The 23746-nt window shown below is 62.1% G+C and carries 21 protein-coding genes; 17 read left to right on the forward strand and 4 right to left on the reverse strand.

Annotation, left to right across the window (positions count from 1 at the left end; all coding sequences use genetic code 11):
- Window positions 1–165: 165 nt before the first annotated feature.
- Together ABH945_RS35845 and ABH945_RS35850 are read right to left on the reverse strand one after the other, a co-directional pair.
- Window positions 166–1767 (reverse strand): FAD-dependent monooxygenase, encoded by a 1602-nt coding sequence (locus ABH945_RS35845; protein ID WP_429253849.1) that lies wholly within the window; start codon window positions 1765–1767, stop codon window positions 166–168.
- A 257-nt stretch (window positions 1768–2024) separates the two neighbouring features.
- A complete protein-coding gene (locus tag ABH945_RS35850; protein ID WP_429253850.1) occupies window positions 2025–2750 on the reverse strand; it encodes a GntR family transcriptional regulator in 726 nt (241 codons plus the stop codon).
- Window positions 2751–3159: 409 nt separating this feature from the next.
- Between ABH945_RS35850 and ABH945_RS35855 the strand changes: the two genes are divergently transcribed.
- The 6 genes from ABH945_RS35855 to ABH945_RS35880 all read left to right on the forward strand — a co-directional run bounded on the left by ABH945_RS35855 (window position 3160) and on the right by ABH945_RS35880 (window position 10270).
- Window positions 3160–4512 carry a gluconate:H+ symporter gene (locus tag ABH945_RS35855; protein ID WP_429253851.1) on the forward strand — a complete coding sequence of 451 codons (1353 nt, stop codon included), beginning with the start codon at window positions 3160–3162 and terminating at the stop codon, window positions 4510–4512.
- A 55-nt stretch (window positions 4513–4567) separates the two neighbouring features.
- On the forward strand, window positions 4568–5935 hold the full coding sequence (locus ABH945_RS35860; RefSeq protein ID WP_429253852.1) for an NAD(P)H-dependent oxidoreductase: 1368 nt from the start codon (window positions 4568–4570) through the stop codon (window positions 5933–5935).
- 10 nt (window positions 5936–5945) lie between these two features.
- Window positions 5946–7217: a 3-oxo-tetronate kinase gene (gene otnK / locus ABH945_RS35865; protein WP_429253853.1), complete on the forward strand. Its 1272-nt coding sequence runs from the start codon at window positions 5946–5948 to the stop codon at window positions 7215–7217.
- 12 nt (window positions 7218–7229) lie between these two features.
- Window positions 7230–7877 carry an aldolase gene (locus ABH945_RS35870; protein WP_429253854.1) on the forward strand — a complete coding sequence of 216 codons (648 nt, stop codon included), beginning with the start codon at window positions 7230–7232 and terminating at the stop codon, window positions 7875–7877.
- 130 nt (window positions 7878–8007) lie between these two features.
- Entirely contained in the window at window positions 8008–8937 is a 930-nt protein-coding gene (locus ABH945_RS35875) for an amidohydrolase family protein (protein ID WP_429253855.1), read from the forward strand.
- A gap of 43 nt (window positions 8938–8980) precedes the next feature.
- Window positions 8981–10270: an MFS transporter gene (locus ABH945_RS35880; protein WP_429253856.1), complete on the forward strand. Its 1290-nt coding sequence runs from the start codon at window positions 8981–8983 to the stop codon at window positions 10268–10270.
- Window positions 10271–10381: 111 nt separating this feature from the next.
- On the opposite strand, the gene ABH945_RS35885 is transcribed toward ABH945_RS35880, so the two are convergent.
- Both ABH945_RS35885 and ABH945_RS35890 read right to left on the reverse strand, forming a co-directional pair.
- On the reverse strand, window positions 10382–11311 hold the full coding sequence (locus ABH945_RS35885; RefSeq protein WP_074771283.1) for a LysR family transcriptional regulator: 930 nt from the start codon (window positions 11309–11311) through the stop codon (window positions 10382–10384).
- Between the two features lie 330 nt (window positions 11312–11641).
- On the reverse strand, window positions 11642–12646 hold the full coding sequence (locus ABH945_RS35890) for an aldo/keto reductase (protein WP_074771282.1): 1005 nt from the start codon (window positions 12644–12646) through the stop codon (window positions 11642–11644).
- Window positions 12647–12944: 298 nt separating this feature from the next.
- On the opposite strand from ABH945_RS35890, the gene ABH945_RS35895 reads away from it, so the two are divergent.
- The 11 genes from ABH945_RS35895 (at window position 12945) to ABH945_RS35945 (ending at window position 23299) form a co-directional block, all read left to right on the forward strand.
- Window positions 12945–13328, forward strand: coding sequence for a Rid family hydrolase (locus tag ABH945_RS35895; RefSeq protein ID WP_074771281.1), 384 nt, complete (start codon window positions 12945–12947; stop codon window positions 13326–13328).
- A gap of 84 nt (window positions 13329–13412) precedes the next feature.
- Window positions 13413–14210: an alpha/beta fold hydrolase gene (locus tag ABH945_RS35900; RefSeq protein WP_429253857.1), complete on the forward strand. Its 798-nt coding sequence runs from the start codon at window positions 13413–13415 to the stop codon at window positions 14208–14210.
- Window positions 14211–14244: 34 nt separating this feature from the next.
- Entirely contained in the window at window positions 14245–15240 is a 996-nt protein-coding gene (locus ABH945_RS35905; protein WP_074771279.1) for a helix-turn-helix domain-containing protein, read from the forward strand.
- 15 nt (window positions 15241–15255) lie between these two features.
- Window positions 15256–15804, forward strand: a complete 549-nt coding sequence (locus ABH945_RS35910; protein WP_429253858.1) for a flavin reductase family protein — start codon at window positions 15256–15258, stop codon at window positions 15802–15804.
- An 82-nt stretch (window positions 15805–15886) separates the two neighbouring features.
- On the forward strand, window positions 15887–16909 hold the full coding sequence (locus ABH945_RS35915) for an ABC transporter substrate-binding protein (protein ID WP_216350631.1): 1023 nt from the start codon (window positions 15887–15889) through the stop codon (window positions 16907–16909).
- 37 nt (window positions 16910–16946) lie between these two features.
- A complete protein-coding gene (locus ABH945_RS35920; RefSeq protein WP_429253859.1) occupies window positions 16947–17846 on the forward strand; it encodes an ABC transporter permease in 900 nt (299 codons plus the stop codon).
- A 22-nt stretch (window positions 17847–17868) separates the two neighbouring features.
- Window positions 17869–18675, forward strand: a complete 807-nt coding sequence (locus ABH945_RS35925) for an ABC transporter ATP-binding protein (protein ID WP_429253860.1) — start codon at window positions 17869–17871, stop codon at window positions 18673–18675.
- 34 nt (window positions 18676–18709) lie between these two features.
- A complete protein-coding gene (locus ABH945_RS35930) occupies window positions 18710–19825 on the forward strand; it encodes an LLM class flavin-dependent oxidoreductase (protein WP_074771276.1) in 1116 nt (371 codons plus the stop codon).
- On the forward strand, window positions 19822–20229 hold the full coding sequence (locus ABH945_RS35935; RefSeq protein WP_074771275.1) for a RidA family protein: 408 nt from the start codon (window positions 19822–19824) through the stop codon (window positions 20227–20229). The genes ABH945_RS35930 and ABH945_RS35935 overlap by 4 nt, the downstream gene beginning before the upstream one ends.
- 71 nt (window positions 20230–20300) lie before the next feature.
- Window positions 20301–20888, forward strand: a complete 588-nt coding sequence (locus tag ABH945_RS35940; protein ID WP_429253861.1) for a nitroreductase family protein — start codon at window positions 20301–20303, stop codon at window positions 20886–20888.
- 380 nt (window positions 20889–21268) lie between these two features.
- Window positions 21269–23299: an FUSC family protein gene (locus ABH945_RS35945; protein ID WP_429253862.1), complete on the forward strand. Its 2031-nt coding sequence runs from the start codon at window positions 21269–21271 to the stop codon at window positions 23297–23299.
- Window positions 23300–23746: the final 447 nt, after the last annotated feature.

A 23746-nucleotide genomic window follows, 5' to 3' on the forward strand; every position in this document is an offset into this window, starting at 1 on the left:
TCCGCACCTTCGACAAATCGCCCCATCTTCGCCTCTCGCAACAAAGGGTTGATTCAGTCTAGACGATCAACGCGTTTTTACACAGCCTCGGCCGATCTGAGTCCGACAGCGACCGGCCCAGATCGCCCGTCGAGTCTCTCCGGACCGCCCGTTCGCCGCCGTCCCCTATCCGATCGATTTATAGCCCAGGCGTCTTAGCCAGTTTCCCATGTCATCAATCGAGCAACGGCCGCTGCGCCATCCGATATGACCATCTGGCCTCACGATCCATACAGCGCCATTGGCCGGATGGTATGCGGTCGCGAATTCACCCGCTGCATCCGTCAGTTTCGTCATCAGTTCTGAGTGCGGCATGTCGCAGCCCTGTGCCGTAACGAGAACCGCCGCCCCAACGTCGCCTGACCACGCAGCGAACGCTCGACAGAGTTCACGGAAGGCGTCAAATTGCTGCCCCATCGCGTCGACGTAGCCAACAAGCGTATACCGGCCACGGCCGACAAACTCATGCAGCCGCCTTGCATGTCCGACGAAACGTTGCGACAAGCCACCAGCATCCGGAAGCCGGTCGCCCGATGCGGGTGACGCAGGGTCTGCGTCGAACCAATCATCGGTAACGATCGGGCTTCCGCGATATGTGATGAGCAGTTGTGTTTCGCGCATTGCCGGATTGCCGGCCTGCTGCGCGAGCACGGCATTGAGTGCCGCGCTCGTCGATTTGACGACATCGACGCCGACCGGATGTCGTTCCGCCGAATAGCTATCGAGCAAGTCAGCGCCGGCGAGACCCTTCGCCACATGGGCGAGCTTCCATGAAAGATTGTGCACATCCTGGAGGCCCGTGTTCATGCCCTGACCGCCTACGGGAGGATGAATGTGTGCGGCATCCCCAGCAATCAATACCCGACCGCGCCCATAAGCCGATGCGATGCGGTGGCTCACCCGGTAGACCGACGACCATCGCATTGAAGACAGTTGCACGCCGTCTGGCAGTGACGGCAACAGCAGACCGCACATCGTGTCGAAGTCGGGTGCGCCAATGGCCGCGAGCGATGACGCCCGGTCTTCGGGCACGATCATCGAGAGCCGGTAGCGTCGCGTCGAGCCGCGAATGGGCACTGCGACCGCACTCGTCTTCGCGTGCTCGGAACCGGTCCTTTCGAACCGGTACATGGGCCCGCGCGGTAGTGTCCAGTCCACGTCCATGTCGGCGAGCGCGAAGGTCTGCGGGTACTGCTCGCCTTCGAACGACAAACCGAGTGCGGAGCGCACCTTGCTGTGAGCCCCATCGCAGCCCACCAGCCACTTGCAGCGCACCACGTGTTCTTCGCCTTGTGCGTCGGCCAGATACACCTTGACGCAATCCGTATCGACCTCGAACCGGTCCAGCACCAAACCGTAGTTCACCTGACCGCCGTGTTCGGCGAATGCGGACTCGAGTAAGCGCTCCGTCTCGTACTGCGGGAGCGAGAGGGATCCGTAAGGCAGGCCGTGCTCCGGCAAACGCATGCTGCGCCCCGGCACCATCGTGCCATCGACCCACGTCTCGACGCCGGTCAGCCATACTCCTGCCTCGATCGCGCGATCCACGATACCGAGATCGTCGAAAATCTCGAGCGTTCGTGGCGTAATGCCCAGTGCTTTGCAGAAAAATCCTCTGGAGGGCATCTTGTCGATCACGCTTACGACGACACCCGCGCGCTGCAATTCGGCGCCGAGCAGCAGCCCGACGGGTCCTGCACCGATGACCAGCACATCCACGTCTTCCATGCGTTCCTCCTGACGGGTCCGCCGCACAGCTTTTGAAGATGCAGAAAAGCCTAGCCCGGCACTGTGCGTGTTCGTACAAAAGAACACGAAATGTCAGCCGCTGAGTTGTACGCGAAGCTTCAGACGTGGAGGCCGGCTGCTCACTTGCATTGAGTCACGCCTCGGCGAAGCGAGGCATGCCCTTTTCGGGCGGAGATGTTTCCTTTGGAAATGCTTCAGTCGGCTGCTGGCCACGAGTCGTGCTGAACCCGCACTCTTCAAGCCTCAGTCAGCCTGTCGGCCTTGGGTGCCCGTTCGCCGCCCTCACCCGGGGTCAACTGCTCCCATGTGCTGTGGACGTGGCGTTGCAGGAACTCGCCCAATTCCTTTCCGCGCCGTGCAGATAGCAGTCTGATTATCACTTCGTGTTCGTCGATGGCCGTGTGCCACGTTTCCGACGTGACGCTGCCTTGAAACCGGTAGCGGTACAACTGCCGGTTAAGACGCTCGTGCATCTGATGCAACGTCTCGTTCTTCGCCGCCGCAATGATGCTCTTGTGAATCGCCTGATTCAGATTGAAGTAGCTGATCCGGTCGCGCCGCTCGTAAGCGGCATGCATCTCATAATGCAACGCGCGGATTTCGGCCAGTTCGCCGTCCGTCGCAAGACGGCAGGCCTGCTCGCCGCCGAACGATTCGATCATGCCGAGTACGTCCAGCTTTTCGCTGATCTGCTGCGCGCCGAGATCCGCGACCACCGCGCCGCGCTTGGGCAGCACCACGACAAGGCCGTCGCCGGCCAACTCTTTCAGCGCTTCACGCAGCGGCGTGCGCGACACCTGCAACCTGTCTGCGAGCGTGCGCTCCCGTAGACGCTCGCCCGGCTTGAGTTCGTCGGTTGCGATAAGCGTGCGCAAACGCTGGGCAATCTGCTGCGACAGCAGCTCGTCGACCGGATCGATTGCGTTGGGGAGGTCGTGGTCGTCTTCCTGGTCCGGCGTCATGTTTCTACCTGATGCAGTGTCTCGTGAGCACATCGTAAGCGGCCCGTGAGCACGAGTGGTTCAAGCCGTCATTTTAGCAGCGCATCCCTTCGACATTTCCTCGCAAGCGAAAAACGGTACGCCCACGGCGGAGACATTTTTTGGAATACCAATTCGGCGAAGGATTAGGTTGACCAGTGCACTATGCTCGACTCAGACCATCGGAATTTTCATAAAATCACTACCACTTGCATATTATATTGAGCATATCAGGATATTTTAGGCACATTTAAAGAAATTTGCCGATTCACACAGCATGATAACGGCACGCAATCTCCAGGGTAATTACCACCTTATTTGGTATACCAAAATTGCGTTACTCTTGGCACTGTCATCGTTACCGTGGGCTTTTCGCCCTATCGAGCTTTCCATGCAGTCGCTGCTTCATCCTCTCATTGCACCCGCCTTTGCGCTGGTGTTGCTGGTCGTACTGATCACCCGCGTGAAGCTTCCCCCCTTTCTCGCACTGATCCTGACATCGGCGTTTCTCGGCGCCTCGGCGGGACTCGCACCCACGGCGGTCATCAAAAGCTTTGAAAAAGGTTTTGGCTCGATCCTGAGTTCGGTCGGACTGGTGGTCGGGCTCGGCACGATGCTCGGAGGTCTGCTGCTCGAATCCGGCGGTGCCAACCGCATCGCCGATACGTTCATCGGACTAGGCTCGAAGCGGTGGATTCCGGCTGCGATCTGTGCGGCGTCGCTGCTGATCGGGCTGCCTCATCTGTTCGATGTCAGCTTCGTGATGCTGGTGCCGCTCGTCTATGCGATCGCGAACCGCACCCAAAGCCCGCTGCTCGCGGTGGGTATTCCGATGGCGGCGGGTCTCTATGTCTCACACGGCCTGTTGCCGCCTCATCCTTCACCGACGCTCGCGCTCGCCGCGCTGCACGCCGACGCCGGCCGCACGATTTTCTATGGCCTGGTCATCGCGGTGCCGATGGCCATCCTGTCCGGCCCGCTCTTCACGGCCTTCGCGCTGCGCTTTCTCCCCGTTACGCCCGGCGAAGCCATGTTCAAACCGGCTCCGGCCGATGCCGCCCATGCCGCGCGCCCGGTGCCCCCGTTCGGCCTCGTGCTGATCACGGTGCTGCTTCCGCCGGTGCTGATGATGATCCGCACGTTCGGTCGCGACTATCTGCCCGCCGGCGGCTTCCCGCGCGAACTGCTGGAGACGGTTGGCGACCCCATCGTGTCGTTACTGATCGCGGTGCTGTTCGCGATCTGGTCGCTGGGTATTCGCAGCGGGCTCAACCTTGGCCAGATCCAGACACTGCTCGGCAAGAGCGTCGCGCCCGGAGCCGGCGTGATCCTGATTCTCGGTGCAGGCGGCGGCCTCAAGGAAATGCTGATAGCGACGCATCTGAGCGACGCCATCGCCCACGCGGCAACCCAGTGGTCGCTGTCGCCACTGGTGCTCGGCTGGTGCGTCGCCGCCGTGATCCGCATCGCGATCGGCTCGGCGACCGTCGCAACCGCGACAGCCGCCGGCATCGTCGCGCCGATTGCCGCCGCGACGCCTGGCGTGAATCTCGAATTGCTGGTGCTGGCGGTCAGTTCCGGCGGCCTGATGCTGTCGCATCTGAACGATTCGGGCTTCTGGCTGTTCAAGGAATATTTCCGCCTGAGCGTCAGCGACACGCTCAAGACGTGGACGTTGCTGGTCTCGTTCCAGTCGCTCGTCGCGCTCGCCATGATCATGCTGCTCAACGCGGTGGTCGGCTGACGTCGCCTCTGCATGCTGCCCGTTCACTGCTTTACATACAGGACAAGGTCTTACGATGAACTACCAACACCTCTTTGCCGAACTCGCCACCAGGACAATCCGCATGGCCCTCGTCGGCCCGAAAGGCGGATTCGGCCGGTCGCTGCTCGTGCAGTGCCGCGCGTTGCCGTCGCTCGAAATTGCCGCGCTCTGCGATCTCGACATCGAAGGCACGCTGGCGACGCTGGCGTCGCTCGGTTTCGCCGCCGATGCCGCGATGGTCTGCCACCACGCCGATGACGTGCGCGCCGCGCGCGACGCCAAACGCATCGCACTGGTCGGCGACTACCAGCTGCTCGATGAAGTGGAACTCGACATCGTCGTCGAGGCGACCGGCCAGCCGGAGGTCAGCGTGCGCATCGCGCAGGCGGCGCTCAGACGCGGCGTGCATGTCGCGATGGCCACGAAGGAAACCGACTCGGTGGTCGGCCCCTATCTGAACCGTCTCGCCCTCGACCACAACGTGGTCTACACGACGCCGGACGGCGACCAGCCGAGCAACCTGATCGGCCTCGTCACGTGGGCGCGGGTACTCGGTTTCGACGTGGTCGCGGCGGGCAAATCGAGCGAATACGACTTCATTTACGACACGCAGGCACAGACCGTCGATTATCTGGATCAGCGTCACGCCGCGTCGCTCGCGTCGTGCTGGGCGCTCGGCGACGATGTGGCCGCCACGCTGGCCGCGCGTCGGGACGCGTTCTCGATGCTGCCGCAAAGCGCGACACCCGACTATTGCGAACTCAATGTCGTCGCCAATTCCACGGGCCTGCTGCCCGCAGCCGATGCGCTTAACTATCCGCTTGCGCGCATTTCCGAACTCGCCGACATCTTCGTGCCGAAAGAAGACGGCGGCATTCTGGAGCGCACGGGCGTCGTCGACGTATTCAACTGTCTGCGCCGCCCCGACGACGTGAGCTTTGGCGGCGGCGTGTTCGTGATCGTTCGCTGCAAGGACGACGAAACGTGGCAACTGCTCAAGCAGAAAGGCCATATCGTCAGCAAGAGCGGCAAGTACGCGTGCATCTATCTGCCGTATCACCTGATGGGTCTCGAAACGCCGACCAGCCTTTTTTCGGCCGTGCTGACGCGGCAGCCGACCGGCAGCAGCACGCAGTTGCCGCACGCGCGCATGGTCGCGCGCGTCACCCGCGATTTCAAGGCCGGCGAGACGCTCAGCATGGGCGGACATCATCATGTGATCGACGGGACGGTTGCGTTGCTGATCGACCAGGTCAAGGCAGGTAATGCAGCGCCGTTTTATCTGGCCGCCAACAAGAAGCTGAAGGCGGACGTCGCCCAAGGCAGCCTCGTGCCGCTCGATGCGCTCGAGCTCGACGGATCGGCGCTCTACGACGCGTGGCAACAGAATCCGGCGCTGTAAGGAGCATCAGATGAACCGCTCCACTGCCCTGCTCGGCTGTATCGCCGACGATTTCACCGGCGCCACCGATCTCGCCAGCATGCTGGTGCGCGGCGGCATGCGCACGGTGCAGACGAACGGCGTGCCCGCATCCGCCGATGCCGTCGAAGCAGACGCGCTGGTCGTCGCGCTCAAGTCGCGCACGATCCCGGCCGCCGACGCCATTGCGCAATCGCTCGCGGCCCTCGAATGGCTCAAGGCGCAAGGCTGCCGACAGTTCTTCTTCAAGTACTGCTCGACCTTCGATTCGACCGCCGACGGCAACATCGGCCCCGTCACGGAAGCGCTGATGAAAGCGCTCGGCACGGATTTCACGATCGCCTGCCCGGCGTTCCCGGAAAACGGCCGCACCGTGTATCGCGGCTATCTGTTCGTGGCCGATGCGTTGCTCAATGAATCCGGCATGGAAAAGCATCCGCTCACGCCGATGACCGATCCGAATCTGGTGCGCGTACTCGCGAGCCAGAGCACCGTGAAATCAGGTCTCCTGCGCTATGACGCCCTCGCCAAAGGGACCGATGCAGCGCGCGCGGCAATTCAGGCTTTACGCACCGATGGCGTGCGCATCGCGATTGCCGATGCGATCTCCAACGACGATCTGCGCACACTCGGCCGGGCGTTCGCCGATGCACCGTTGCTGACGGGCGGCTCTGGTCTTGCGCTTGGTCTGCCGGAAAACTTCCGAGCAGCGGGCCTGCTCGACGACGGCAGCGAAGCGTCGCAGCTTCCCGACGTCGGCGGCCGGGACGTCGTTCTCGCGGGCAGCAGTTCGCGCGCGAGCAATGCGCAGGTCGCGCACTGGTGCGCGAAGCGCCCTGCCATGCGGATCGATCCGCTCGCGCTCGCCGCTGGTGAAGCCGTGGTGGATCAGGCGCTCGAATTCTTCGCGCAACACGACGAAACCGTGCTGCTTTATGCGACCGCCACGCCTGACGTGCTGCATCAGGTGCAGCAGCAACTCGGTGTCGAACGCGCCAGCCAGCTGGTCGAATCCGCACTCGCCGACATCGCGCGACGACTCGCGGCGAGCGGCGTGCGCCGCTTCGTCGTCGCGGGCGGCGAAACCTCGGGCGCCGTGGTGCAGGCGCTCGCCGTTTCGCGGTTGCGTATCGGTGCGCCGATCGATCCGGGCGTGCCCTGGACCGTCGGCGAAAGCCAGTACGGCAACGTGGCGCTCGCGCTGAAGTCCGGCAATTTTGGCGGCGAGGACTTCTTCACGCGCGCGCTGACGCTTCAACACTGACGGAAACCCACGATGAGCACCGAAAGCACGCTTCGCGAAGAGATCGCGCGCACCGGCAAGAGCCTCTTCGACCGAGGCTATACGGTGGGCACGGCGGGCAATATCAGCACGCGTCTCGACGACGGCTGGCTGATCACGCCAACCGATGCCTGTCTGGGCGAACTCGATCCCTCCCGCATTGCGAAAGTGAGCCTCGCGGGCGACTGGGTGTCGGGCGACAAGCCGTCGAAGACGCTGGCGCTGCATCGCGCGGTCTACGATCATCAGCCGGAGATGCGCGCTGTCGTGCATACGCATTCGACTCACCTCGTCGCGCTGACACTCGCGGGCGTCTGGCAGCCCGACGACGTATTGCCGCCGATCACGCCTTACTTCGTGATGAAAGTGGGCCATGTGCCGCTGATTGCGTACCGGCGTCCTGGCGACCCCGCCGTGGCCGATCAGGTGCGCGAACTCGCGGCCAGCGTGCGCGGCGTTCTGCTCGAACGGCTCGGACCGGTGATGTGGCATCGCAGTCTGCGCGAAGCGTCGGCTGCACTCGAAGAACTCGAGGAAACCGCAAAGCTCTATCTGATGCTGCGCCACCAGCGGATCGCGATCGAACCGCTCGACGAGTCGCAGATCGGCGAATTGCGGCAAACATTCGGCGCGCGCTGGTAGGCCTGATCGACGGATTCCGGCAACCCGTCGCACAGTGGACGCCGACCGGACAGCGTGCATTTTTCAACGAAACGGCGGTGCGTGTGTATCGACCGGCCGGTCTGCCGGCAACGCCATGAGAGGAGCAAGCATGACCCCATCGACTTACAACGAACTCGGCTTCGATCTGCCGATTTTCGACGCGCATCATCATTTCTGGGATCTGTCGAACGGGCACTTCCCCTGGCTCACCGACGACTACGACGAGCACTTCTTTCTCGGCGATTACCGCCGCATGTGCCAGAACTTCCTGCCCGCGCAGTATCGCGCAGCCACGGCTGGCTTCGACGTGATCGGCACTGTGCACGTCGAAGCCGAACGCTCGCGCGACGAGCAGGTTCAGGAAACCGAATTCCTCACGCAACTGAATGCCGCAACCGGCTTGCCGAGCGCAATCGTCGGGCACGTGTTCTTCGTGCAACCCGATTGCGAGGCGGTACTCGAAGGTCACGCGAAAAGTCCGCTTGCGCGCGGCGTGCGCTCGAAACCGGAAATCTCGGCTGGCCCGGGCGCGTCCGTGCGCGGCCAGCCCGGCACGATGCAGGACGATGCGTGGCTGCGAGGTCTCGCGCTCCTCGAACGGTTCGGGTTTTCGTGGGATTTGCGGGTGCCCTACTGGCACCTCGAAGAAGCCGCCGAAGTGGCGCGCGCATTCCCCGGTACGCCGATCGTGGCTAACCACCTCGGACTGCCGCTCGATCGTTCGGACGAAGGCGTCGCGATCTGGCGCCGCGGCATGGAAGCACTCGCCGCCTGCCCGAATGTGTATCTGAAGGTATCGGAACTGGGCTTGCCGAACGGTTCGTGGGACAGCGCGAGCAACCGCCGCGTGATTCGCGAGGCGGTCGACCTGTTCGGTTATGAGCGCTCGATGTTCGCAAGCAATCTGCCGGTCGGCAATCTGTCGGCGAGTTTCACCGAGATCGTCGCCGACGTGCTCGGTGCATTGCCCGACGCAACCGAAAGCGACCTGCGAAAACTTTTCGCCACCACCGCGCAGCGTTTTTATCGCGTGACCTGAGCTGTACGAGGCACAGACGACACAAAACAAAAGGGAGACAGCCATGATAAAGATTGACGAGAACCTTCTCTTCCGCAAGATTTCGGTGCGGATCCTGCCGGTGCTGATGCTGGGCTTTTTCTTCTCGTATCTGGACCGCGTCAATGTCGGCTTTGCGAAGCTTCAGATGGCGGGCGACTTGCAATTCAGCGATGCCGTCTATGGCTTTGGCGCCGGCATCTTCTTTCTCGGTTACTTTCTGCTTGAAGTGCCGAGCAACGTGATCCTGCACAAAGTCGGCGCACGCCGCTGGATCTCGCGAATCATGATCACCTGGGGTCTGATTTCGTGCGCGACGATCTTCATCCGCACGCCGATGCAGTTCTACATCATGCGGTTTCTGCTCGGGCTGGCGGAAGCGGGCTTCATTCCCGGCGCGATCTATTACATGTCGCAATGGTATCCGGCGGCGCGCCGCGGACGGGCATGGGGCGTCTTCTATATCGCGCTCGCGTCGTCAGGTGTGATCGGCGGCGTGCTGTCGGGGTCGATACTCAAGTTCATGTCGGGCGTGGGAGGCCTGCGCGGCTGGCAATGGCTGATCCTGTGCGAAGGTGTGCCGACAATACTGCTTGGGATCTATATTTTCTTCCGCATGAGCGAGGATATTCGCCGGGTGGACTGGCTCGATGCCAACGAAAAGGATCATCTGAGCAGTCTGATGATGAAGGAAGACAGCCACAAGATCGCGCATGGATTCACCGCGCTGCTCACCAATGCGCGGGTGTGGGCACTGGTCGTCATCTATTTCACTTACAACATGGGACTCTATGCCATCAGCTTCTGGATGCCGACCTTGATCCAGAGGATGGGCACCACCGATCCGTTCACCATCGGCGTGCTCAATGCGATACCCGGGTTGTGCGCGATCGTCTGCATGCTCGCATTCGGCTATAGCGCCGACCGCCGCAACGAACGGAAGTGGCATCTGGTCGCCGCATTTTCGATGGCGGCAATTGGCTTTGCACTGTGCGTAGCATGGCAGAACGAACCCGTGCTCGGCATCGTCGCGCTGTGTCTCGCGAATATGGGCGTGCTGTCGATCCCGGCGCTGTTCTGGAGCCTGCCGACCGCCTTCCTGGCCGGTGTGATCGCTGCCGCGGGCATCGCGATGATCAATTCGATCGGCAACCTGGCGGGCTTCGTGGCGCCGTACATGATCGGCTATCTGAAAGAGCTGACCGGTCGCACGGATATCGCCCTGCTGGTCGTGGCCGGTGGTCTCGTGGTTGGCGCGTTGCTGGTCACGATCGTACTGCGCGGGCGCCGCAGACACGTTGGCGCGGTGACCTGATCGACATTTTCGTGCGGCGATGCGCCCGAGCGCTTCCGCCGCGCGGCCCGTTGCAGGCTGTCGCCAAGGCGATGGTTGACATCCAGCTTTCCCAGTGCAGCACGTCGCGCGTCACGCGCGACGTCGTCTGGGCGCGCTCTGCGCCTGGTTGAGCGCGCGAAACTCCGCGCGCATGATCTTCAGCATCTCCCGCGCTGCAAACGACAACGCGCGATCGCGATGTATGCACAAGCCCGTGCGCGATTCCGCGAGTTCCTTCGATTCCACCGGAATCGGCCGCAATACGCCCTCTTTCAATTCCCGCTGCACTGTCAGGGTCGGCATGAACGCGATCATCGTGCCGGTCATCGCCATTGCCTTCGTGAGTTCGAGCGAATTGGTCGTAATGGCCGGTTCGAAATCCGAGCGATAGCGTTGAAACGCGCGTTCGATCAGCTGCCGCAAGCCGAAACTCGATTCCGCGAGCGCCATCGGTTCGTTGAGCAACTGACTGATCTTCAGTTGGGTCGCGTTCGCAAACGGATGATCGGGCGCCACGAGACAGGTCACCGGCTCGATGTATTCGTCGATCGTCTGAATTTCGTCCCGTGTCGGCGCATTGAACGTGAGCCCGATGTCCGCTTCGTGTTCGAGCAGCGCCGCCATGATCTGATCGGTCGACGATGAACGGATGCGCAAGCGGATACCCGGGTACAGCTTGTGAAATTCGCGCACGAGCCTCGGCAGCCAGTCCGATACGAGACCTTCGATCACGTGAATGCGCACTTCGCCGCGCCGCAGTCCGCGCATATCGTCGAGCGATTGCCGCGCGCTCGCGAGATCGAGCATGACGCGCCGCGTCTGCCGCCAGTAGGTCTCGCCCGCGTTCGTCAGCGCGACGCCCGCCTTTGAGCGGAAAAACAGCACGGCGTCGAGATCGCTCTCGAGTTGGGCGATCTGCCGGCTGACCGCCGACGGCGCGACGTGCAACAGATCCGCCGCGCGGCGGATCGAGCCCAACCGCGCGACTTCATGGAAATACCGCAAGGAAAGTAGTTTCACGATGCCAGTTACACCTCTTGGAAACAGCGCGGAGTTTGGACAAAGCCCCTCCAAGCCGGATCCATGACGACATGTTGGGTGGACATAAAAGCGCCGTCCAGTGCGCCAAAAACCTTTTGTGGCAAGCGCTTGCGGAGCGCATAGCCTCTTTTGTACGCCACCGCACGAACGCAGCGGGCGCACTGACGTGTTGCGATTCCGGCAACGATAACTATCACTTTCGGCGCTTGTCGCGACAAATTTGCATCCCTAATCTGGGTTCATCGCAGCGTCGCCAGCAGCTGGCCGGATCACCTGATCCGGCCATTGCATCGCGAATCGAGGCGCGCATTAAAACGCGCAACGTCCTTCGACAGGATGATGGGGATCGAGATGATGCAACGAAGAAGACTTGCCCGGCAGCACCAGTTGATCGATGAATGCTTCGTCTTCGGCAGTGAAGGCGCGCGGCGCGGGCTTCATGTAGTCGTCCCATTGCGCCTCCGTGCGCGGACCGCAAATCACGGAACTCACGCGGCGGTTGGCCTGCACCCATTGCAACGCGAGCGCGCTCGCCGTCGTGCCGGTACGGCGTGCATGGTCGGCGAGTTGCTGCGCGACGAGCAGCGATTCGTCGCGCCACTCGGCCTGCAACATGCGCGGATCGGCACGGCCTGCGCGCGTATCGGCAGCGGGCGCTTCACCACGCGCATATTTTCCGGTCAGGATGCCGCGCGCGAGCGGACTGTACGTGACCACGCCGACGCCATACGCGGCAGCCGCCGGCAGATGTTCGAGTTCCGCCTCGCGATTGACGATGTTGTACAGCGGCTGCGTCGCCGCCGGCCGGTCGATCCCGGCTTCGTCGGCGAGACGCACGGTTTCACCGAGACGCCACGCCTTGAAGTTCGACACGCCGAAGTAACGCACTTTGCCCTGCCGGATCAGATCGGCAAATGCGCGGACCATCTCGCCGAGCGGCGCGCTGAAGTCGGCGCGATGCACGTAGAGCAGATCGATGTAGTCGGTGTTCAGGCGCGCGAGACTGCCTTCTACCGCCTGCATGATCCATTTGCGCGACATGCCCTGCTCGTTGGGCCGCGCCCCCATCGGATTGCCGACCTTGGTCGCGACGACCCACGCGTCGCGCTGGCCCGCGATCGCCGAGCCGACCGTGCGCTCCGATTCACCCGCGTGATACATGTCCGCCGTGTCGATGAAGTTGACACCGTGATCGAACGCCTTCGCGACGATGCGATGCGAGGTCTGCACATCGGTCTGTCCGCCAAACATCATCGCGCCGAGACAGATGTCCGACACCTGCAGTCCTGTGTTGCCGAGATACGTGTACGACATGTTCAATCCTCTGGTTCGGTAGTGAGTGTGTTCACTTTAAGCAGCCAAAAGATCCGGACTCAAGAAGAAATCGCAACACGACACAAGGCTCCAACAGATTGGCGCCGTGAGTCCAAACCCAGGTAATTTGTGCATGGCAATCTAGTCATGTCGATTGCGATGGCACGTATCAACGGTGACGGGCAATACGAATTGTCCAAACCGGCAAGTGGATTCGAGCGTCGTATGTTCTTTTCCCGGCCGTAATTTTTTGACGCTTCTCTTCACGTTTTCTTTAACGCTTCAGACGACCTCAACCATGAACGAACACATTCATCCCGAAGGCTGGACCACCGCTGCCACGCATCTCTCATGGGGTGTCAAAGCCGGCCAAACCGTTTATGTCGCCGGCATGCTGTCGACCGATCCGGTCACCAACGAGATCGTCGGACACGGCGACATCACCGCGCAAACGCGCCAGGTGATCGAGAACATCAAGGGCGTGCTTGAAGCGGCGGGCGCAAAGCTCGAAGACGTCGCGATGAATCACATCTTCATTCGCGACATGACGTACTACGCGGAAATGAACAAGGTCTATATGGAGTACTTCAAGGCACCCCGTCCGGCGCGCTTCTGCGTAAAGCTGGAAATGGTGAAACCGGAGTTTCTCGTCGAGATCGCCGCGGTTGCGCATATCGGATAAACGGCTGGCGAATTAGCCGTACTTCGTCGTACCCATCCGGGCGAACTCAGCCCGGACCGTATTCAACTTAACCACCGTCATCGTATGCCCACCGCACGAATCAATGGAATTGAGCTGTACTACGAAGTCCACGGATCCGGTCCGCTGCTTTATCTGATCTCCGGTCTCGGCGGCAGCGCTCGATTCTGGGAACCCAACCTCGTCGAGCTGGCGCGCGACTACACCGTGGTACTGCACGATCAGCGCGGCACCGACCGGTCGGAGCGTCCTGAGATGGCCTACTCGGTCGAGTTGCTGGCCGACGACGTGATTGCGCTGATGGATCACCTCGGCCATCGGTCCGCGCGGTTCGTCGGGCATTCGACGGGTGGCGCGATCTGTCAGGTGCTCGCGAGCACCACGCCCGAGCGCGTGCAGGCGATGGTGCTGTACGCGTCGTGGCCCGCAACCGATGAGCATTTCACCTGGTGCTTCAAGCTGCGCCGCGCGGTGCTCGACGGCGCGGGCACCGACGCGTACTGCCACGGCAACATCCTCTTCATGTATCCCGCGTGGTACGTGCAGGAAAACGCGCGGGCGCTGGAAGTCGAGGCACGTAATGCCGCCGTGCTCACACAGCCTTATGCGGTCGTCACCGGGCGCATCGACGCGATTCTTGCGTTCGACTGGCTCGAACGTCTCGCCGACGTCGCAACGCCGACGCTGGTCGTCTGCGCGGCGGATGACATTCTCACGCCGCCGTATCAATCCCGACGGCTCGCCGATGCGATTGCCGGCAGCCGTCTCGAAGTGCTCGAAACCGGTGGACATAGTTGCTCGCGCGTCGTGCCGCAACAGTTCAACACGCTTGTCACCGGCTTCCTCGCTGCGTCGGCAGCGTAGCCGCTCGCTCACGACTCTCGCGCAAGGACCCATCGTGCTCGACATCTCCTACTTCGACGCATCGCAACTGCCCGCCTCTGCTCGCACCGGCGCCTGGCAGCGCTTCGTCGAAGATCTGAACTGGGACATCGCGCCGAGCGACGAAGGCGGCGACGTGGTTGCCAGCGTGCGCCGCTGGCGCGCGCCGGGCGGCTTCGAGATAGTCAATCTGCAAGCCCGCGCGCAGACCATCACGACCGACGACCGGCGCCGCCCGAACGAATACTGGCTCGCACTGCTGATCGAAGGATCGGTGCGGGTGCGTAGCGCGCACGAGTCGATCCTGCTGGGTCCCGGCGACATGGTCTTCGGACCGCTCGGCCGCCGTGTGAGCTTCGACGCGCCGGAGCACATGACGATCCAGATCGTGCACCTGCCGCGCTCTGGCCGCGTGCCACGCTCGCTGGCGGCGTCTGCACTGAAGCCGGTGCAACTGGTGCGCGCGAATACCGGTGCCGCGCGCATGCTCGCCGCGCTGCTCGATACATTTGCGCAAGCGTTCGGCTCGATGAGCGAGGCCGAGCAGCGCGCCATCGAGATCTCGATATCTGAGTTCTTCATCGCGGCACTCGCGGCGGTCCCCGACCAGAGCGATATCTCCGCAAGCCGCGCGGTACTGCTTGGCCGCGCACACGAAGCGATCGACCAGCAGTTGCGCGACGCGGGCATTTCACCCGCTAACGTCGCGCCGGTTCTGTCGATCTCGCCGCGCTATCTGCAGAAGATCCTCAGCGAAGGCGGCGAGGCCTTCAACCTGTATGTGCGGCGACGTCGGCTGGAAAACGCGTACGAAGAGTTGATGAATCCCGTGTACTTCCGCGAAAGCATTTCCGACGTCTGCTTTCGCTGGGGTTTCAACGATTCGGCTTACTTCAGCCGCGTATTCAAAAGCCACTTCGGCATTTCGCCTTCGCAGCACCGGGAAAACTGGAAACGTCACGACGCGACCTGCACCCGCAGCGACAGTGCCGCATCGCATGACACGCATTGAATCAAGGAAGCCATGATGGAAACTCTCACTGAAGCGCTCGTCAATGTGTTGCGCGAGCCGCCAACCGGAACCTTCGCCGATGCAGCCGACCTGCGCCCCGCGCTGGCCGATGCATGGGCCAACGTCGCGGCGCCGGTCGCCGTCATCACGCTGCGCGACGCCGCCGGCCGCTCGCACGCGACCACCGTCACCGCGTTCACGTCGATCTCGTTCACACCGCCGGTCCTGATGTTCGCTCTCGCGCACACCTCCAGCTTTCTCGCGCGTCTCTGCGAGGACAGCCGGGTTGCGTTGAGTGTGCTGGCACACGAGCAGGCGCATGTCGCCGCCGCCTGCGCCGCGAAGGCCGAAGACCGCCTGCGCGATATCACGACGCTCGACCAGGGCTGGGGGCCGGTCGTGAGCGACGCCGCCGCGTGGTTCGGCTGCACGGTCAACCGCATCGTGGAGGCCGGCGATCATCAGCTGGTGTTCGCGAACATCGAAGCGGCGTCGAGTCCGACGCCTGCTCACGGTCTGCTGTACTGGCAACGACGCTTCGGCTTTTCGACGCCCGCCGCCTGATCCTGAGGCGGCCGCGCATCGCGAAGATGGACGGCCGCCGCGTTCCCTGCAATTTCTTCTTCGATACCTCGAGGTCTTTGACGTGAAAACCCACGCTATGTTTTCCAGCCTGATCAAGTCGGCCGCGGCCGTCGCACTGCTTGCAGCGGGGATGCTGCACGCGTCCGCCGCCGAGCCGCTCACCACCGTTCGCTTCGCACTCGACTGGACGCCGAATACGGACCACACCGGCCTGTTCGTCGCAATCGATAAAGGCTATTTCAAGGACGCCGGCATCGACGTGAAGGTGCTGCCGTACAACCAGACCTCGCCCGACGCGCTGGTGAGCGCGGGTGTCGCCGATTTCGGCACGACGTTCCAGGACGCGGTGACGTTCTCGATCGCGGCAGGCGCGAAGGTGAAGTCGGTGTTCGCCGTCGACCAGCACTGGGCATCGTCGATCGGCGTACTGGCGAGCCGCACGGACATCACCAGCCCGAAACAGCTCGACGGCGCGAAGTTCGGCGGCGTCGGCACGCCGGGTGAGCGCGCGATCGTCTCGCAGGTCATCAAGAACGCCGGCGGCAAAGGCGACTTCAAGCTGATCACGCTGCGCTCGTCGTATATCGACGCGCTCAAGCAGGGCACGGTGGATTTCGCGCTGCCGTACATGGCGTGGGAAGGACTCGAAGCGAAGCGCGCCGGCAAGCCCGTCAAGTACTTCAAGTACACCGACTACGGTTTTCCCGACGCGTATGCGGTGATCGTCGTGTCGAATCCGGCCTGGCTGAAGACACACGATGCCGTCGCACATAAGTTCGTCGCCGCGTTGCAGAAGGGTTATGAATTCGCCGCCGCCCACCCGGAAGAAGCGGCGCAAAGCCTGATCAAGGAAAACCCGTCGGCGTTCCAGGACAAAGACTTCGTGGTCGAAAGCCAGAAGCTGCTGAGCCCCGATTATCGCGACGCGCAAGGCAAGGTCGGCACGCAGACGCTCGCGCAATGGTCGGGGCTGTCGGGCTTCCTGTTCAAGAAAGGTCTGCTGGCCGGTCCGGACGGCAAGCCGCTCGCCAGCGAACCGAACTGGGCAAATTACTTCACGAACGACTATCTGGTCAAAAACTAGCCGTGTCGTTCAGTCTTAACGTGCGAGAGGTATCCCCATGCGCGAGCTTGCATCATCCACACCGCCTCAACTGTCCCAGCCCGGCGCCGAGCCGGGTCATCACGCTGTGAGCCGCCCGGCCACGGCAGCCGGCGTCACCGCCGGCAAGGCACGCGGCGAACCCGCGCTGCGCGATCTGCTGGTGCGCATCACGCCGCCGGTCGTCGTCGTGCTGGTGCTGCTGCTGATCTGGGAAGGGGCGGTCCGCGTCACCGGGGTCGCGCCCGAGATTCTGCCGGCGCCGTCGCGTGTGATCGAACAGGGCTGGCTCGCGCGCGGCGACCTGTGGGACAACACGCTGCCGACGCTCTATGTCACGTTGATCGGCTTCTCGGTATCGCTCGTGATCGGCTGGGGGCTCGCTGTCGCGATCGACTTCTCCGAATGGTTGCGGCGCGGCCTGATGCCGCTGCTGGTCGCGTCGCAAACCATTCCGGTGATCGCCATCGCGCCGCTCGTCATCATCTGGTTCGGCTTCGGCCTGTTTCCCAAGGTGCTGGTGATCGCGCTGGTGACGTTCTTTCCGGTCACGGTCGGACTCGTCGAAGGCTTCGATTCGGCCGACCGAGAATCGGCCAATCTCGTCAAGAGCATGGGCGGCAACCGCTGGAAACTGTTCTGTTACGTGCGGCTGCCGTCGGCGCTGCCGGCCTTCTTCACCGCGCTGCGCATCAGCATCACCTATGCAGTCACGGGCGCGATATTCGCCGAATACGTGGGTGCCGAGTTCGGCCTCGGCATCTATATGGGCATGCAGAAAAACGCGTTCCGCACGGATCTCGTGCTCGCAGCGGTGATCGTCACCGCGATCCTCAGCGTCGCGCTGTTCTGCCTGACCTATGCGGTCGAGTACGCGGTCGTGCCCTGGCATATCAAGGCACGCCGTCGCGGCAAATGACAACCGGACCCGGGAGCCCATCATGAGTGTCAACAAAATCGAATTGCTCGGCGTGCGCAAATCGTTCGCGCTCGGCAAGAACGCCGTGCGCGATGTGGTAAGCGACGTCTCGTTCAAGGCCCGTCCCGGCGAGTTCGTGTCGGTGATCGGACCGTCGGGCTGCGGCAAGAGCACCGTGTTCAACATCATGGCCGGGCTCGAACCGCCGAGCAGCGGTCATGTGCTGGTCGACGGCCGCGACCGCACCGGCGACTGCACACCGTTTGCGTATATGCCGCAAAAGGATCTGCTGTTCCCGTGGCGCACGATTCTCGAGAACACCACGCTCGGGCTCGAACTGGCCGGCGTGAAACGCAAGGACGCGCAGAAGAAGGCACGTGAACTGTTCCCCGCCTTCGGTCTCGCCGGTTTCGAAAACAATCTGCCGTTCGAATTGTCCGGCGGCATGCGCCAGCGCGCGGCGTTCCTGCGCACTGTCGTACTGGGCCGCGACATCCTGCTGCTGGACGAACCGTTCGGCGCGCTCGACTCGCTCACGCGTATCGAGATGCAGAACTGGCTGCAGGAGGTGTGGTCGCAGCATGCATGGACCGCCGTGATGATCACTCACGACATTCACGAGGCGATCTTTCTGTCGGATCGGGTCGTCGTGCTCGGCGCGCGGCCGACCAGCGTGAAACTCGATCTGCGTATCGACCTGCCGCGACCGCGCACGCTCGCGATGTCCGGGTCGCGCGAGTTCGGCCTGTTCGAAGAGCAGTTGCTGGAGACGCTCCACGAAGAATCCCGCAAGGCGCTCGCAGTGCCCGCCGCGCTCGACGCCGCTTGAATTGAATGCATCATCTTTGACTTCAGGAATGACCATGAGCACAGAACGTAATAGCGTCGAACTCGGCGTATTTCTTCCGGTTGGCAACGGCGGCTGGATCACGTCGACCACCAGCCCGCAATTGCCCGCCACCTACGAATACAACAAGGCGGTCGCGCAGCTCGCCGAGGAACTCGGACTCGACTTCGCGCTGAGCATGGCGAAGTGGCGCGGCTACGGCGGCCCGAGCCAGCACTGGGACATCACGCTCGAATCGCTGTCGACGATGTCCGCGCTCGCCGAGGCGACATCGCGCATCCAGGTGTGGGGCACCGTGCACACGATGGTGTTCCACCCGGCCATTGTCGCGAAGATGGCGGCGGTGATCGATCAGGTGTCGAAGGGTCGCTTCGGGCTGAACATCGTTGCCGGTTCCAATCCGTACGATCAGGGGCAAATGGGATTGTGGCGCGACCTCGATCACGCGGGCCGCTATGCCTTTGCCGAGGAATGGTTGACGGTGCTCAAACGCCTGTGGACCGAAGACCGCGTGAATCACAAGGGCGAGTACTTCACGCTCGAAGACTGCATGTCGAACCCGAAGCCCTCGACCATGCCGCCGATCATCTGCGCAGGCGGCTCCGACACCGGCTTTCGCTTCACGATCCGCAATTGCACCGCGAGCTTCCTGCTCGGTAGCGACAAGGACGACTTCATCAAAACCGGCCGGCGCGCGAAGGAACTGGCCGCCGAAGTCGGCAAGCACGACTTCAAGACGTATGGCCTCTTCACCATCGTGCCGGGCGACACGGACGCGATGGCGCAGGAACGTGTCGACTATTTCAATTCCGGCGTGGACACCGAGGCGCTCGACAATCAGACGCGCGAATATTCCGGCGACAAAAGCCTTGCACAGAACACCATGGCCAAGCGCTTTATCGCGCAGGGCAATGCGGCGAAATCGCTGACGCCGGCCGCGATCGTCGGATCGCCCGCGACGATCGGGCAGAAGCTTGCGACCATCGTCAAGGGTGCGGATCTCGATGGCATTACGGTCATCGTGCCGGATTTCATCGACGATCTGCGTACCATCGGCACCTCGGTCGTCGATGCGCTTGCCGAGAACGGTCTGCGCACCAATGCACTGACACTGCGCGGAGCCCACGCATGAGCACACGTTACGTCAATCCGCCGGGACTCAAAACGCAAAGCTACTACACGCATGGCATCGTGAAGGACGGGTCGCCCGTGTTCCTGACCGGCCAGGTCGCGTGGGACGCACAGGGTGAACTGGTCGGCCGGCACGATATTGCCGCGCAAATGGCGCAGATCTGGAACAACATCGGCATAGCGGTGCGCGAACTCGGCGCGTCGCTCGACGATATCGTGAAGATCGTCACATACTCGACATCGCGCGAGTGGTTGCCGGCCATTCACGCGGAACGCAGCAAGCATTTTTCTGCGGGGCGTTTTCCGGCCAGTACGTTCGTGCTCGTTGCAGGTCTCGTCGACCCCGACATGCTGGTCGAGATCGACGTAACCGTCATGGTGCCTTCGCGCGCTCTTTCCACCTGACATCTTTTCCGCAGACGGTCGCGCTTCGCCCACGCAGGGCGAGCGCGGCCGTGCTTATCCGAGATCCATTGATGACTCTCCGCAATACACCGACCGACATCGACATTCACCCGCTGCTCGCAGGACGCTGGAGTCCGCGCGCCTATTCGGACCAGGCTGTCGCGCATTCACAGGTGCTGTCACTGCTTGAAGCGGCGCGCTGGGCGCCGTCCGCCTATAACGCGCAGCCATGGCGTTTCGTCGTGTTCGAAAAGGCTGTCGACCTCGACGCATTCAATCGCGCATTTGCGACGCTGATTCCGTTCAATCAGTCATGGAACACCAATGCGCAAGTGTTGTTTGCCGTGTTGACCGACACGCAGACAGCCAAAGGTACCCTCAACGCGACAGCCGGTTATGACGCCGGCGCAGCCGCGATGGCGCTGCTTCTCGAAGCGCACGCGCGCGGGCTCGCCGCGCACGCAATGAGCGGTATCGACGCGGCCGCATTTCGCGATGCATTTGCGATCCCGGCGCGATACGAGGTGTTGACGATGATTTCTGTCGCCCATCACGGCGATCCTCAGTCACTGCCGACTCCGTTGAACGAGCGTGAGGTGGCCCCCCGAGTGCGGCTGTCCGTGAATGAGTTCGCGCATTTTGGTGCGTGGCGCGAGTAGATCTGTCAGATTGCCGTCGGCAGACAGCGTTGACGCTATGGGTTCAACGCGTACGCAGAAGGCACATCGAAGTGCGGCTCTCTGAGCGACCGAGGGTGCCGTTGAGGCCGCGTGACCACCGCTGTTGCCGACCGTCCACTTCCCTGCCCCCACCGTATAGGCGCTCTTCGCGCGACGCCCGTATGGTCGGGCGTCTGTTGTGAGCGTATCGTCGAGCATCTCAATGCACGACCAGAGGCACGCTTTAAGGCCAGGATAATATTGGTCGATGAAGTTCTGAAAACGCGCAATACTGACGCTCGGGCAGCATCACGCGGTGAACCGGATTTCCGCGGATCCTGCCCTTCAGCGATCAACATTTCCAGAACAAAGAAAATACTATGACGATCATCGCCAGGTTCGTATCCATGGTCAGCCGCCGCACGGTTCGGGCGGAGGGACATGTCTTCGCGATCACGCCCGAACGGATCGGAATTGCGGAAGGCATACACGCCGCGCTTGCCATGGCGCCGATGCTCTGTGCTGCGGCGATGCTCGGTCGCGCTGACATCGCATTCGGCGCCGTGGCGGCTTTCTGGAACTGTCTGTGCGATCCGCAAGGGTCGAAGTCGCAGCGCCTGAAGGCGATGGCCATCTTTACGGCCATGGGCGTGGTCGTCATGCCCCTCGCGTCCTATGCTGCGCTTTGGGGCTACGCAGTCAGCCTCGTTACGCTGTTTGTTCTCGTGTTGCTCTGTGGACTGACGCGCTCCTACAAACCCTCGCTCGGACCCATGCCAGCGCAGGCGGGATTGATTGCGTCGCTTGCGGTGGTGATCGGGATTGCGTCGCCCGCACCGCTTGCTGTTGCACTTGTTCACGGCGGCTATTTTCTGCTCGGGTCGATGTGGACGATGCTGTTCTGCATCTTCCTGTGGCCGATCTCGCATCCGCAGTCTGCGGGCTTTGCACTTGCAACGATTTTCGACAGACTCGCCGACATGGCTGGCTTGCTGGAGTCGCTGGATTCGCGACCGGGACAAGACGCGCAGGGCTGGATCGAGTTCGATACCGTCCATCGCCGCGGCGTCCGTATGGCCATCGAGCGCGCCAGGGCTCTGGCGGCGCACGACGTCCGTACCGCCCCCGATCTCGGTCCTGGCGTCGATGCCGCAGGACGGATTTTTTCCGCGCTGATTGCAATCGGCCATGTTCGACGCAACGAGGCATGTGTCATCGACGATAAATCGCGGCAACAACTCGTTGGCTTGCGACAGTTGCTGCAGAGCGTGGTTGCGCAAGCGCAGCGGGAACAACCCATTCCACCTCAACTGATCGCACAGGCACACGTTTTATTGCAGCAGACCGCTGAACGCAAAGACCAGACCGCACGGGCGCTTGCTTATGCGGCCACGGCCATCACTCATGTCGCGGGCCATCAACCTCGGGTTCCAATCGAATCCACGACGGCCGCGCCTGCGCCTAGGGCTCCATTCGCAATCGACAGGCTGGTCTGGACGCACGCGCTGAGAGTTGCTGTTGCCACGGTGCTAGCGTTCGTGATCGGCACATCGCTCAGTGTGACGTTTGCGTACTGGGGCGCAATAGCAGCAATTGTCGTCACGCAGCCGCTTTCTGCGAATACATGGCTGCGGGTGCTGGAGCGTGCGTGCGGCAGTTTCATCGGCGGAACGATTGCGGCAGTTCTCTTGACGACACTGTCCAGTCCGGTTAGCACTTCATTGGCTATCTTGCTGCTTGCCGCGGTGACCGTCTCCTTGAGACTCGTCAACTACGGACTATTTGTGGTCTTCATCACGCCGATGTTCATGCTGCTGTCGGACTTTATCCATCCCGCACACGGCCTGATTGTCGCGCGTCTGGCCAATGAATTTGTCGGTGCCTGTGTCGGCGTGGCAGCAAGCTTCCTTCTCCTGCCGACGAAGGAAAGTCATGCACTCAATGCAACGATCTCCGCTGCGATTTCGGCAAACATGGCATTCGCTTCCGCCACACTCAGGATGCCGGCCGGATCCATGGACGCACTCGATAATCTTCAGCGCGAGGCAGGTCTCGCCAGTTCACGGCTCGAAGTCGCGAGAGAACGTATGCTTCTCGAAGGGTATCGGAGATCGGCGCGGCTTGAACATTTGCAGAACCTGAGCATTGCGATGCGGTTGGTGTGCGGCGCCGCTGCGGTCACGGAGATGCTGCGAAGCGAGGAGCCGGACGCAGACGACAAAGAAAGAGCCGCGCAGTACGACAGACTGGCCGTAAAGCTCGTGCATGCGCTTACGTCCAGGGAGTTGCTACAACTGACACACCGTGCTGACATGCCGACGGACGATCTCGAGCAGGCGATCCACCATCTGGTGAAGATATTTGACTGTTATGTGGGAGTTGGGCAGGAGCGCGAGGCGGGTACTGTCTGAGGGGTATCTCCGGTGAACAGGCTCCCCGGTGTGACGCTGCCGCACGTATCCGCGGGGATTTTTGGGTACGAGGGATTGGTCGGCCATGTCCGGCGACTTAGATGCAGGTTCAGCCGGTCCGGCAACCGTTTTTTGTATCTGAGGTTCGGCTATCGGAGCGGTGTTTTCTATCGTTCGTTAAACGCCTTTCGACGGTTGCTGAGGCGGTCGCGTCATCGGTCTTGATGGTTAGTTAGGCCTTTGCCGACATTGGGGCGGCCCGGCCGCTACGTTAGCAATGTGGTCGACTGCAGTCAGTGGTCCGGTCTTGCAGCCAAATGACCGTTTTCTCAGTTAATGAACTCACACTTTCGGTCCAGCCTGTGTGGAAACGGGTTTTTCACCGCTAAGCGAGCGATTGCCAATCAGGTCAATCTAGTTCGACGCAGACGCATTGCACCGATCAAG

The sequence above is a fragment of the Paraburkholderia sp. GAS333 genome, assembly GCF_050435665.1.
Lineage (GTDB): Bacteria > Pseudomonadota > Gammaproteobacteria > Burkholderiales > Burkholderiaceae > Paraburkholderia > Paraburkholderia fungorum_A.